This is a genomic window from Variovorax sp. GW821-FHT09B05 (assembly GCF_059418265.1).
This window is the reverse complement of record NZ_JBWKPN010000012.1, coordinates 211,262-224,110: the sequence shown is the minus strand read 5'-3', so window position 1 is coordinate 224,110 and position 12,849 is coordinate 211,262. Positions and strand designations below refer to the sequence as shown.

The window sequence follows — 12,849 nt, the reverse complement described above, 5'->3', positions numbered from 1 at the left end:
GGCGCAAATTGCAACCATTGTGGCGCCAATTGCGGCGCGACGAGGCGTAAGCTGGCGCCTTTCCAGCGCGTCGTGGCGCGGGCAGCCCCACGCGCCGGCCCCCTTCAGAGGAGACAACACCCATGCACGATCCCGGCCTGAACTTCGACCTGGGCGAGACCATCGACTCGCTGCGCAGCGCGATCCAGGACTTCGCCGCGAATGAAATCGCGCCCCGCGCCGCCGACATCGACCGCGAGAACCTGTTCCCGCACGACCTCTGGAAGAAGCTCGGCGACCTCGGCCTGCACGGCATGACCGTGAAGGAGGAGTACGGCGGCACCGAGCTCGGCTACCTGGCCCACATCGTGGCGATGGAAGAGGTGTCGCGCGCCTCGGCCTCGGTCGGCCTGTCGTACGGCGCGCACTCGAACCTGTGCGTGAACCAGATCCACCGCAACGGCAGCGAGGCGCAGAAGAAGAAGTACCTGCCCAAGCTGGTGAGCGGCGAGCACGTGGGCGCGCTGGCCATGAGCGAGCCCAATGCCGGCTCCGACGTGGTCAGCATGAAGCTCAAGGCCGAGAAGAAGGACGGCTACTACGTGCTCAACGGCGGCAAGATGTGGATCACCAACGGCGGCGACGCCGACACGCTGGTGATCTACGGCAAGACCGAGCCCGAGATGGGCGCGCGCGGCATGACCGCCTTCATCGTCGAGAAGGGCTTCAAGGGCTTCTCGGCCGGCACCAAGCTCGACAAGCTCGGCATGCGCGGCTCCAACACCTTCCCGCTGTTCTTCGACAACTGCGAGGTGCCCGAGGAGAACGTGCTCGGCGGCGAGGGCCAGGGCGCAAAGGTGCTGATGAGCGGCCTCGACTACGAGCGCGCCGTGCTCTCGGGCGGCCCGCTGGGGATCATGGCCGCCTGCATGGATGCGGTGCTGCCCTTCATCCACGAGCGCAAGCAGTTCGGCCAGAGCATCGGCGAGTTCCAGCTCATGCAGGGCAAGATCGCCGACATGTACTCGACCTGGCAGGCCACGCGCGCCTACGTCTACGCCGTGGGCAAGGCCTGCGACCGCAACGACCATGCGCGCACCTTCCGCAAGGACGCGGCCGGCGCGATCCTCTACTCGGCCGAGAAGGCGACCTGGATGGCCGGCGAGGCGATCCAGGCGCTCGGCGGCGTGGGCTACACCAAGGAATTCCCGGTCGAACGGCTGTGGCGCGACGCCAAGCTCTACGAGATCGGCGCGGGCACCAGCGAGATCCGGCGCATGCTGATCGGGCGCGAGCTGTTCGCCGAGACCGCATAAGCCGTCGTTCCCCCTCCCGCGGGAGGGCGCAGACCAGGAGACAAGGACATCAACATGACTGCAGCACTGACCGAGAGCTACGGCAAGGGCGCCACCGACGTCCCCCTCATCGAACAGACCATCGGCGACTTCTTCGACGACATGGTCGAGCGGCAACCCGATCGCGAGGCGCTCGTGAGCCGCCACGAAGGCCTGCGCTTCAGCTACCGCGAGCTGCAGGCCGAGTCGGACCGGCTCGCCAGCGCGCTGCTGAAGCTGGGGCTCGCACCGGGCGACCGCGTGGGCATCTGGTCGCACAACAACGCGCCGTGGGTGCTGATGCAGATCGCCACCGCCAAGGTCGGCCTGATCCTCGTCAACATCAATCCCGCCTACCGCACCGCCGAGCTCGAGTACGCGCTCAACAAGGTCGGCTGCAAGGCGCTGGTGACGATGGCGCAGTTCAAGACCAGCGACTACCTCGGCATGCTGCAGGAGCTCGGCCCGAAGCGGCTGCCGCAGCTGGCCCACACCTTCTGGATCGACAAGGCCGGCGAGGGCGCCGAGGTGCCGGGCATGCGGCGCTTCTCGGCGCTGCTGGCCAGCGGCGACGCGGCCGACCCGAAGGTGGCCTCGGTGCAGAAGACGCTGAAGGCCACCGACCCGATCAACATCCAGTTCACCAGCGGCACCACGGGCTTTCCCAAGGGCGCGACGCTGACGCACCGCAACATCCTCAACAACGGCTTCTTCATCGGCGAGTGCATGAAGCTCGGGCCGGACGACCGGCTGTGCATCCCGGTGCCGCTCTACCACTGCTTCGGCATGGTGCTCGGCAACCTGGCCTGCCTCACGCACGGTTCGGCCATCGTCTATCCGAACGACGGCTTCGATCCGCTGACCGTGCTCGAGACGGTGCAGGCCGAGAAGTGCACCGGCCTGCATGGCGTGCCCACGATGTTCATCGCCGAGCTCGACCATCCGCGCTTCAAGGAGTTCGACCTCTCGACGCTGCGCACCGGCATCATGGCCGGCTCGCCGTGTCCGATCGAGGTGATGAAGCGCGTGGTCAGCGAGATGCACCTGGCGCAGATCACCATCGCCTACGGCATGACCGAGACCAGCCCGGTGAGCTGCCAGAGCAGCACCGACACGCCGCTCGACCGCCGCGTGTCGACCGTGGGCACGGTGCAGCCGCACCTCGAGGTGAAGATCGTCGACCCCGAGACCGGCAGGACCATGCCGCCGGGCCAGTCGGGCGAGCTCTGCACGCGCGGCTACTCGGTGATGCACGGCTACTGGGACGACGAGCCCAAGACGCGCGAGGCCATCGATGCCGAGCACTGGATGCACACCGGCGACCTCGCGACCATGGACGCCGAGGGCTACGTCAACATCGTGGGCCGCATCAAGGACATGGTGATCCGGGGCGGCGAGAACATCTACCCGCGCGAGATCGAAGAGTTCCTCTACCGCCATCCCAAGGTGCAGGACGTGCAGGTGGTGGGCCTGCCCGACCGCAAGTACGGCGAGGAGCTCTGCGCCTGGATCATCGCCAAGCCCGGCCAGAGCGTCACCGAGGAAGAGGTGCGCGAGTTCTGCAAGGGCCAGATCGCGCACTACAAGGTGCCGAAGTACATCCGCTTCGTGCCGGCCTTCCCGATGACCGTGACCGGCAAGATCCAGAAGTTCAAGATCCGCGACGAGATGAAGGCCGAGCTCGGCCTCGACGAAGCGCGCACCGCCTGAACACGGGGGCCGCGCGCCCCGTTCCCGACATTGACTGCACCATGACCCAACTCGAAACCAAACTCAACGCCCGCTCGGCCGACTTCCAGGCCAATGCCGCCGCCATGCGCGCGCTGGTCGACGACCTGCAGTCGCAGTTCGCCGCGGTTGCGCAAGGCGGCGGCGAGGCCGCGCGCGCCAAGCACACGGCGCGCGGCAAGCTGCTGCCGCGCGAGCGCGTGGCCGAGCTGCTCGATCCGGGCACGCCCTTCCTCGAGCTGTCGCCGCTGGCCGCGCACGGCATGTACAAGGGCGACGCGCCCGGCGCCGGCATCATCGCGGGCATCGGCCGGGTCAACGGCGTCGACTGCATGGTGGTGTGCAACGACGCCACCGTGAAGGGCGGCACCTACTACCCGATGACGGTGAAGAAGCACCTGCGCGCGCAGGAGATCGCCGAGCAGAACCGGCTGCCGTGCATCTACCTGGTCGACTCGGGCGGCGCCAACCTGCCGAACCAGGACGAGGTGTTCCCCGACCGCGAGCACTTCGGCCGCATCTTCTACAACCAGGCCAACATGAGCGCCCAGGGCATCGGCCAGATCGCCGTGGTCATGGGCTCGTGCACCGCGGGCGGCGCCTACGTGCCGGCGATGAGCGACGAATCGATCATCGTGAAGAACCAGGGCACCATCTTCCTGGGCGGCCCGCCGCTGGTGAAGGCGGCCACCGGCGAGGTGGTGACGGCCGAGGACCTGGGCGGCGGCGACGTGCACACGCGGCTGTCGGGCGTGGCCGACCACCTGGCGCAGAACGACCTGCATGCGCTGGCGCTCGCGCGCTCGGCGGTGGCCAACCTCAACGCGAAGGCGGCCGAGGGCCCGGCCAAGGCCGCGGTGCGCGAGCCCGCGTTCCCGCGCGAGGAGCTCTACGGCGTGATCCCCACCGACACGCGCAAGCCCTTCGACGTGCGCGAGATCATCGCGCGCGTGGTCGACGGCAGCGAGTTCCACGAGTTCAAGGCCCGCTTCGGCGCCACCCTGGTCTGCGGCTTCGCCGAGATCGAGGGCATGCCGGTGGGCATCGTCGCCAATAACGGCATCCTGTTCTCCGAGTCGGCGCAGAAGGGCGCGCACTTCATCGAGCTGTGCTGCCAGCGCAAGACGCCGCTGGTGTTCCTGCAGAACATCACCGGCTTCATGGTGGGCCGCAAGTACGAGAACGAAGGCATCGCGCGCCACGGCGCCAAGATGGTGACGGCCGTGGCCACCGCCAACGTGCCGAAGTTCACCATCATCATCGGCGGCAGCTTCGGCGCCGGCAACTACGGCATGTGCGGCCGGGCCTACAGCCCGCGCTTCCTCTGGATGTGGCCCAACGCGCGCATCAGCGTGATGGGCGGCGAGCAGGCCGCGAGCGTGCTCGCGACCGTGCGGCGCGACGGCATCGAGGCCAAGGGCGGCCAGTGGAGCGCCGACGAGGAAGAGGCCTTCAAGGCGCCGATCCGCCAGCAGTACGAGGACCAGGGCCATCCCTACTACGCCACCGCGCGGCTGTGGGACGACGGCATCATCGATCCGGCCGACACGCGCCGCGTGCTCGCGCTGGGCCTGGCGGCCGCGCGCAACGCGCCGATCCCCGAGCCGAAGTTCGGCATCTTCCGCATGTGAGGAGGAACGCGGCATGAGCGACTTCACCAAGCTGCAACTCACGATCGACGGCGCCGTCGCGCGCATCTGGCTCGACCAGCCCGAGGCACGCAACGCCTTCGACGACGTGGTCATCGCCGAGCTGACGCGGGCCTTCACCGAGGCCGGCGCGGCACCGCAGGTCAAGGCCATCGTGCTGGGCGCCAACGGCCCGGCCTTCTGCGCCGGCGCCAACCTCAACTGGATGCGCCGCATGGCCGACTACAGCCGCGACGAGAACATCGCCGACGCCGGCAAGCTCGCCGCCATGCTGCGCACCATCGCCGAGTGCCCCAAGCCGACCATCGCGCGCGTGCAGGGCGATGTCTACGCGGGCGGCATGGGGCTGGTCGCGGCCTGCGACATGGCCGTGAGCGTGGACAGCGCCTGGTACTGCCTGAGCGAGGTCAGGATCGGCCTGGTGCCCGCCACCATCAGCCCCTACGTGCTGCGCGCCATGGGCACGCGTGCCTCGCAGCGCTACTTCCTCACGGCCGAGCGCTTCGGCGCCGCCGAGGCGCACCGCATCGGCTTCGTGCACGAGGTGGTGGCGGCCGATGCGCTCGATGCCAAGGTCGACGAGCTGCTGAAGGCGCTGACCGGCGCGAGCCCGGCCGCCGTGCGGGCCTGCAAGCAGCTGGTGGCCGACGTGGCGGGCCGCGAGATCGACGATGCGCTGATCGCGAAGACGGTCGAGGGCATCGCCGACATCCGCGCCAGCGACGAGGGCCGCGAGGGCGTGCAGGCCTTCCTGCAGAAGCGCAAGCCGTCCTGGCTCGCGGGCGCGTCGTCCTGACCGGCTCCTTCATCCCATGACCGCGCTCGACATGCCCCAGCTGCTTGCCCTGGCCGCCGCCATCGGCTGGGCCAGCGGCGTGCGGCTGTACCTGGTGGTGCTGCTCACGGGCCTGGTCGGCTACCTCGGGTGGGTGCCGCTGCCGGGCGGGCTGCAACTGCTCGCGCATCCGGTGGTGATCGCGGCCAGCGGCTTCATGGTGTTCGTCGAGTTCTTCGCCGACAAGATCCCGGGCCTCGATTCGCTCTGGGACGTGGTCCACACCGCGATCCGCATTCCGGCCGGCGCGGCGCTCGCGGCCAGCGTGTTCGGTGTCGACCACGGTGCGATGGCGCTGGTGGCGGCGCTGCTCGGCGGCGGCTTCGCGGCCACCGCGCATGCGGCCAAGGCCACCACGCGCGCGGCCATCAACACCTCGCCCGAGCCGTTCTCGAACGTGGGCGCCTCGCTGGTGGAAGACACCATGGTGCCCGCGGGCCTGTGGCTGGCCGTGGCGCATCCCTTCGTCTTCCTCGTGCTGTTCGTGCTCGTGCTGGTCGCGAGCGTGTGGCTGATCCGCAAGAGCTGGCGCTTCCTCAAGGCGCTGTTCTCCCGCGTCGCCCGCATCTTCAGCGGCCGGCCCGATCCGGGCGTCGTGCCCGCGTTTCAACTGAAAAAGAATCCTCCGGGAGACTCGTCCAATGTTTAAGAAGATCCTGATTGCGAACCGTGGCGAGATCGCCTGCCGTGTCGCCGCCACCGCGCGCCGCATGGCGATCCGCACGGTCGCCGTGTACTCCGATGCCGACGCGCATGCCAACCACGTGCGCGCCTGCGACGAGTCGGTTCACCTGGGCGGCAGCGCGCCGAAGGACAGCTACCTGCGCTGGGAGAAGATCCTCGAGGCCGCCAAGGCCACGGGCGCCGAGGCGGTGCATCCGGGCTACGGCTTCCTCAGCGAGAACGAGGAGTTCGCGCAGGCCTGCGCCGACGCCGGCCTGGTCTTCATCGGCCCGCCGCCCTCGGCGATCAAGGCCATGGGCCTGAAGGCCGAGTCGAAGCAGCTGATGGAGAAGGCCGGCGTGCCGCTGGTGCCCGGCTACCACGGCCACGACCAGGACCCGGCGCTGCTGCAGCGCGAGGCCGACCGCATCGGCTACCCGGTGCTGATCAAGGCCAGCGCGGGCGGCGGCGGCAAGGGCATGCGCGCGGTCGACAAGGCGGCCGACTTCGAGGCCGCGCTGGCCTCGTGCAAGCGCGAGGCCATCAACAGCTTCGGCGACGACGCGGTGCTGATCGAGAAGTACGTGCAGCGCCCGCGCCACATCGAGATCCAGGTCTTCGGCGACAGCCACGGCAACTACGTCTACCTGTTCGAGCGCGACTGCTCGGTGCAGCGGCGCCACCAGAAGGTGCTCGAGGAAGCGCCCGCGCCCGGCATGACCGAGGCGATGCGCCAGCAGATGGGCGAGGCCGCGGTGGCCGCGGCGCGTGCCGTGGACTACGTGGGCGCGGGCACGGTGGAGTTCATCGTGGAGCAGCGCGACGGCGGAGAAATGAATTTCTTCTTCATGGAGATGAACACGCGCCTGCAGGTCGAGCATCCCGTGACGGAAGCCATCACCGGCCTCGACCTCGTCGAATGGCAACTGCGCGTCGCCGCGGGCGGCACGCTGCCCGCGCAGCAGTCCGAGCTGCGGATCCACGGCCATGCGATCGAGGCGCGCATCTGCGCCGAGAACCCCGACAACAACTTCCTGCCCGCCACCGGCACCCTGCGCATCTACCGCAAGCCGCAGGCCACGGCCTTCCAGCGCAGCCGCGTGCGCATCGACGACGGCGTGCGCGAGGGCGGCGAGATCTCGCCCTTCTACGACTCGATGATCGCCAAGCTGATCGTGCATGGCGCCACGCGCGACGAGGCGCTCGCGCGGCTCGACGCGGCACTGGCTCAGACCCACATCGTGGGCGTGGCGACCAACGTGCAGTTCCTGCGCGGCGTGCTGGCGACCGAGTCGTTCTCGAAGGCCAACCTCGACACCGCGCTGATCGAGCGCGAGCGTGCCGTGCTGTTCGACCGCGAGACCCTGGGCCTGCCGCTGGCGGCGGCCGCGGCCGTGGCGCGCACCGCGCTCGCCGCGGCGCCGGCCGGCAGCATCGATCCCTTCGCGCGCCGCGACGGCTGGCGCGCGCTCGGCGAATACACGCGCCGCTTCGACTTCGAATTCCGCGGCGCCGAGCAGAGCGCGCTGCTGACCTACAAGCGCGACGGCAGCCTGTGGCTCGAGGCCGGCGGCGTGACCGGTCCGCTGGTCGTCGGCCGCCTGCCCACGGGCGAGATCGAGCTCGAGTTCGCGGGCCAGCGCCAGACGCTCGACGTCTACCTCGACGACGCCACGGCCCATGTCTTCGCCGCGGCCGGCGCGACCCGGATCACCGCCATCGACCGCCTCGCCCATGCCGGCGACACGCAGGCCGAGGGCGGCCGCCTCACGGCACCGATGCCGGGCAAGGTCGTGTCCTTCGCGGTCAAGGCCGGCGACAAGGTCAGCCGCGGCCAGCCGCTGGCGGTGATGGAGGCGATGAAGATGGAGCACACCATCGCCGCGCCGGCCGACGGCACGGTCGAGGAGCTGCTGTTCGCGCCCGGCGAGCAGGTGGCCGAGGGCGATGAGCTGCTGCGCATGGCCGCAGCGGCCTGAGAAGGCGTGAATGAACCTGCTGCGCGCCCCGATCTCGCATCTGCGGTCCTCGCCGTACGTGAGTACGGCTCCGGTCCTCGACGCGACCTCGGGGCGCTCGCGACGGTTCCTTCACACCTTCTGAATCCGCGGCCCCGGTCCACGGGGCTTGCAAGCTGTTACCAGATGGCGGCGCCGTTTTAACCCCGGCGCCGCCGACAGGCCGTATCACCGCGATGCCCACTTCCCTTGAAGGATTCTTCATGACGCATCGCCCGCCGCAGCTCTCTTCGTTCTCCCCCTTCCAGCGCCTCGGCGCCCGTCCGCGCATGCTGCTGCTCGCGCTGGCCGCGGCCCTGACGCTCGGCGCCTGCGAGCGGCGCGACGCGGCCTCGGAGGTCGATACCGCCGTGGCACGGCCCACGGGCAACTACGCGGCCGGCGGCGCGATGGAGTCCAGGCGCATGCGCATGGCCGAGCCGGCACCGCCCGCGCCCGCCGCGATGTCGCTCGACCAGCAGGCCGAGAAGCAGGCGAGCGAGAGCGCGCCGCTGCAGCGCTACCTCGCGATCCGCCAGGACCTCAACGTCGAGGTCGCGCCCGACCAGCTCGCCGAATCCTGGGGCAAGGTGCGCGACCTCTGCGGCACCCTGCGCTGCGAGCTGCTGTCGTCCTCGCTGCTGCGCGAGACGCCGCAGCAGGCCGGCAATGCCACGCTCGAGATGCGCGTGGAGCCGGCCGATGTCGAGAAGCTGCTGGCCGGCCTCGCGGGCGTGGCGAAGGTGGTGGCGCACAACACCACGAGCGAGGACAAGACCGCCGAGGTGATCGACGTCGAGGCGCGCATCAAGAACCGCACCGAGTTCCGCGACAGCCTGCGCGTCATGCTGCGCGACACCACCACCAAGCGCACCATGGCCGACCTGCTGCAGATCCAGCGTACGCTGGCCGACACCCAGGCCGAGCTCGATGCCTCGGCGACGCAGCGCAAGGTGCTGCAGCAGCAGACCAGCAACCAGCACATCCAGATCCAGTTCACGACCGTGCGCGCGCTGGTCGGCGGCGGCGAGAGCTACAACCCGATGACGCAGGCCCTGCGCAACGCGGGCCGCGTGCTGGCCGAGAGCGTGGGCAGCCTGATCACCTTCGTGGCGGCGGTGCTGCCGTGGCTGCTGTTGCTGGTGCCCGTGCTGTGGGGCGTGCGCCGGCTGTGGCTGCGCCGGCGTGCTTCTAAGATCGCGTGATGACCGCCTTGCTGCACCTCCACGTCGATGCCCAGTTCGCCAGTCCCTACGCCCTGTCGGTGTTCGTGGCGCTGCACGAGAAGGGACTGGCCTTCGAGCTTTCGACCGTGGACCTGGCGGCGCGGGAGGACCGGGCGGCCGGTTTCTCGCGCCTGTCGCTGACGCGGCGCGTGCCCACGCTGGTCCACGGCGACTTCGCGCTGTTGGAGTCGTCGGCCATCACCGAGTACCTCGAGGAGCTGTTCCCGGGCACGCCCCTCTACCCGAGCGCACCGCGCGACCGCGCGCGGGCGCGCCAGCTGCAGGCCTGGTTGCGCAGCGACCTGATGCCGATCCGGGTCGAGCGCTCGACCGAGGTGCTGTTCTATGGCCCCACGCAGGCGCCGCTGTCGGAGGCGGCACGCTCGGCCGCGGCAACGCTCTTCGAGGTGATCGAGACGCTGCTGCCGCCCGATGCCGAGCATCTGTTCGGTGCGTGGTCCGTGGCCGATCTCGATGCGGCCCTGATGCTGAATCGCCTGCGGCTCAACGGCGATGCCGTGCCGCCGCGCCTGGCCGCCTATGCCGCCGCGCAATGGCAGCGGCCCTCGGTCCAGCGCTGGGTGCACATGGAGCGTCCGCCGCTTTGAAGCGGCGGCGCGACAAGTTCCTTCTTAGCCGACGACCACTTCGCTGATCTGCATCACCGGCGCGATGTCGGTGTAGTTCCTCACATCGCCGAGGATCTCCTTGGCATGCGGGCCGAAGGCACCCTGGAAGGCCTCGACGGAATCGCAGAACACGTGGCACATGCCGACATAGGTGGGCTTGGCGCCCGGCGCGCCGCCGGCCAGGCCCTTGTCGATGGTGTAGGACTTGCAGGCATCGCCCATGCGCGCCTTCAGCAGGGGCATGTGCTTGTCGCGGTAGTAGTCGTGGTCGAAGCGGGCGCCTTCGGTGTAGGGATACATCACACTGACTTTGATCATGGGTAGGGTCTCCGGATTGAACGATCGAGCATAGGAGATGGCGCAAGAGCACACAAGGCGTGCGCTGTCGCCCCGGCGCTCGTGCGGCGATCTCTTAGACGAACGGAGCGACAGACCGATGACACCCGAACTGCAGGCCCTGAAGGACAAGACCCTCGCGAGCATGGTCGACTACATGCGCAACGACGAGGAAGACGCGGACCACGATCCCGAATTCGACCCCGGCTACACGCAGGCCGAGGTCGACCGCTGCGCCGAGATCGTCGACGAGTACCTCGCGACGCTGGCGGCGATCGACGAGGCCTCGGAGGCGAAATGCGACGCCGCGATCCTCGCGGCCGTCGAGCGCGTGGTGCTGCAGCTCAACCGCCTCAACGAGGACAGCGAGGGCAGCCTGATCGAGACCGACCAGCGCGAGGACCTTTGCGAGCTGATCATCGCGGCCGCGAGCCATGCGGGCCTGGAGACCGAGGGCGAGGACATCACCGAGGAATGGCGCGAGTGGTGAGGAGGGCCGCCTCGGCGACCGTCGCCGCCGCTTGGGGCCTCTAAGATTCGCTCCATGCGAATCACCGTCTACCTCACCGACAACCGTCCCGACCCCTGGATCGAAGGCCTGAAGGCCGAACTGCCCGACGCCGAGATCGAGGCCTGGCGCCCCGGCGCGCCGCAGGCCGACCATGCGGTCGTGTGGGCGCCGCCGCAGCAGTTCATCGACGAGCAGCCCGCGCTGCGCGGCATCTTCAACATCGGCGCCGGCGTCGACGCGCTGCTCAAGCTCCGCATTCCAACCGGCACGCGCATCGTGCGGCTCGACGACGCGGGCATGTCGGTGCAGATGGCCGAGTACGTGTGCCACACGCTGATCCGCCATTTCCGCGAGTTCGATGCCTACGAGGCCGATGCGCGCGAAGGCAAGTGGAGCTACCGCCGGCCGAAGGCGCGCAGCGACTTCCCGGTCGGCATCATGGGCCTGGGCGTGCTCGGCGAACGGGTCGCGAAGGCGGTCGCGCAGTTCGAGTTCCCGGTGCTGGGCTGGAGCCGCTCGCCCAAGCAGATCGAGGGCGTGCGCGTGTTCAGCGGCGAGGCGCAGTTCGACGAGTTCCTGTCGTCCACGCGCGTGCTGGTCAACCTGCTGCCGCTGACCGAGGCCACGCGCGGCATCCTCAACCGCGAGACGCTCGGCAAGCTGCGGCCCGAGGGCTATCTGATCAGCATCGCGCGCGGCGCGCACCTGGTCGAGGACGACCTGATCCCGCTGATCGACGGCGGCCAGCTCGCGGGCGCCACGCTCGACGTGTTCCAGGTCGAGCCGCTGCCGGCCGACCATGCCTTCTGGCGTCATCCCAAGATCGTCGTGACGCCGCATGGCTCGGCGCGCACGCTGCGCGAGGAGTCGATCGCGCAGATCGCCGGGAAGATCCGCGCGATGGAGCAGGGGCTGCCGGTCGCGGGCGTGGTCGATCCGGTGCGCGGCTACTGAGCGCCGCTCAGTCGACGCGGATGTTCTTCGCCTTCACGATGCGGCTGTAGATCTCCGCGTCGCGCCGCAGCGCCGCGGCCATCTCGGCCTGCGTGAGTCCCAGCGGCTCGCTGTTGAGCTCGCGGATGCGCTTCGCGAGATCGGGGTCCTTGCTGGCCTCGATCATCACGGCGTTGAAGCGCTGCTGCACCGCAGCCGGCGTCGCGGCCGGCGCCCACAGGCCGTGCCACGAGGTCATCGTGAGGCCCGGCACCACCTCGGCGAGCGTGGGCACCTCGGGCATGGACGGATGCCGGCTCGGGCCCGAATAGGCCAGCGCCTGCACGCGGCCGCTGCTGATCAGCGGATAGCCGGTGGCGATCGGCTCCATCACCGTGTCGACCTGGCCGCCGATCACGTCGGCCACCGGGCTCGCGCGGTAGGGCACGTGCAGCATGTCGGTGCCGGTCTCGTCCTTGAGCCATTCCACGATCAGGTGCGAGGGGCTGCCCGCGCCGTAGGAGGCATGCGAGATCGAGCCCGGCTTCGCCTTCGCGGCGGCCAGCAGTTCCTTGATCGACTTCGCGGGCAGCTTCGGGCTCGCGATCAGCACCAGTCCCTGCCGCATCGTGGTGGCGACCGGCACCAGGTCCTTCTGCGGATCGAAGGGCAGCTTGGCGTAGATGTAGGGGTTGATCGTGAACGCGGTCGAGAGGTTGTAGAGGAAGGTGTAGCCGTCGGGCGGCGCCTTGGCCACGGTGTCGGAGGCGAGGTTGCCGGCCGTGCCCGGCTTGTTGTCGATCACCACCGGCACGCCGAGCTGCTTGCCCATGTAGTCGCCGTAGAGCCGCGCGAAGATGTCCGGCGGCGTGCCGGGCGCGAAGCCCACCACGATGCGGATAGGCTTGTTGGGCCAGGCCGTGCCCTGGGCCAGGGCGAGACTGCAGGCCAGGGCCAGGAAGAGGCCGGCCAGCCATTGGAATCGGGTACGCATGTCTGTCTCCTGTCGCGGGAGGTCCCGCTTTTTTT

12 protein-coding genes are annotated in these 12,849 nt (G+C 69.4%); 10 read left to right on the top strand and 2 right to left on the bottom strand.

Features of this window, described 5'->3' with window-relative positions; all coding sequences use genetic code 11:
* The first annotated feature begins 122 nt into the window (after positions 1–122).
* The 8 genes from AC07RM_RS28480 (at position 123) to yfcF (ending at position 10,019) form a co-directional block, all read left to right on the top strand.
* Positions 123–1,295 carry an isovaleryl-CoA dehydrogenase gene (locus tag AC07RM_RS28480; protein WP_057590699.1) on the top strand — a complete coding sequence of 391 codons (1,173 nt, stop codon included), beginning with the start codon at positions 123–125 and terminating at the stop codon, positions 1,293–1,295.
* A 54-nt stretch (positions 1,296–1,349) separates the two neighbouring features.
* The gene (locus AC07RM_RS28475) at positions 1,350–3,023 is read left to right on the top strand and encodes an AMP-binding protein (RefSeq protein WP_495336681.1); all 1,674 of its coding nucleotides are present in this window, start codon (positions 1,350–1,352) and stop codon (positions 3,021–3,023) included.
* Between the two features lie 41 nt (positions 3,024–3,064).
* Entirely contained in the window at positions 3,065–4,672 is a 1,608-nt protein-coding gene (locus AC07RM_RS28470; protein ID WP_057590701.1) for a carboxyl transferase domain-containing protein, read from the top strand.
* A 13-nt stretch (positions 4,673–4,685) separates the two neighbouring features.
* Entirely contained in the window at positions 4,686–5,486 is an 801-nt protein-coding gene (locus AC07RM_RS28465) for an enoyl-CoA hydratase/isomerase family protein (protein ID WP_495323365.1), read from the top strand.
* Positions 5,487–5,502: 16 nt separating this feature from the next.
* The gene (locus AC07RM_RS28460) at positions 5,503–6,174 is read left to right on the top strand and encodes a DUF4126 domain-containing protein (RefSeq protein ID WP_057590703.1); all 672 of its coding nucleotides are present in this window, start codon (positions 5,503–5,505) and stop codon (positions 6,172–6,174) included.
* Complete coding sequence (locus AC07RM_RS28455) at positions 6,167–8,167, top strand: acetyl/propionyl/methylcrotonyl-CoA carboxylase subunit alpha (protein ID WP_495336680.1); 2,001 nt, start codon at positions 6,167–6,169, stop codon at positions 8,165–8,167. Before AC07RM_RS28460 ends, AC07RM_RS28455 begins: the two co-directional genes overlap by 8 nt.
* A 242-nt stretch (positions 8,168–8,409) precedes the next feature.
* Positions 8,410–9,390: a DUF4349 domain-containing protein gene (locus AC07RM_RS28450; protein ID WP_495336679.1), complete on the top strand. Its 981-nt coding sequence runs from the start codon at positions 8,410–8,412 to the stop codon at positions 9,388–9,390.
* Positions 9,390–10,019, top strand: coding sequence for a glutathione transferase (gene yfcF / locus AC07RM_RS28445; protein ID WP_495336678.1), 630 nt, complete (start codon positions 9,390–9,392; stop codon positions 10,017–10,019). The genes AC07RM_RS28450 and yfcF overlap by 1 nt, the downstream gene beginning before the upstream one ends.
* A gap of 24 nt (positions 10,020–10,043) precedes the next feature.
* Here yfcF and AC07RM_RS28440 read toward each other — a convergent pair whose 3' ends face one another.
* The gene (locus AC07RM_RS28440; protein WP_057590706.1) at positions 10,044–10,358 is read right to left on the bottom strand and encodes an EthD family reductase; all 315 of its coding nucleotides are present in this window, start codon (positions 10,356–10,358) and stop codon (positions 10,044–10,046) included.
* A gap of 118 nt (positions 10,359–10,476) precedes the next feature.
* Here AC07RM_RS28440 and AC07RM_RS28435 point away from each other — a divergent pair, with 118 nt between their 5' ends.
* Both AC07RM_RS28435 and AC07RM_RS28430 read left to right on the top strand, forming a co-directional pair.
* A complete protein-coding gene (locus AC07RM_RS28435; RefSeq protein ID WP_495336677.1) occupies positions 10,477–10,866 on the top strand; it encodes a hypothetical protein in 390 nt (129 codons plus the stop codon).
* 54 nt (positions 10,867–10,920) lie between these two features.
* On the top strand, positions 10,921–11,841 hold the full coding sequence (locus AC07RM_RS28430; protein WP_203203009.1) for a 2-hydroxyacid dehydrogenase: 921 nt from the start codon (positions 10,921–10,923) through the stop codon (positions 11,839–11,841).
* 7 nt (positions 11,842–11,848) lie between these two features.
* On the opposite strand, the gene AC07RM_RS28425 is transcribed toward AC07RM_RS28430, so the two are convergent.
* Positions 11,849–12,814 carry a Bug family tripartite tricarboxylate transporter substrate binding protein gene (locus AC07RM_RS28425; protein ID WP_495336676.1) on the bottom strand — a complete coding sequence of 322 codons (966 nt, stop codon included), beginning with the start codon at positions 12,812–12,814 and terminating at the stop codon, positions 11,849–11,851.
* Positions 12,815–12,849: the final 35 nt, after the last annotated feature.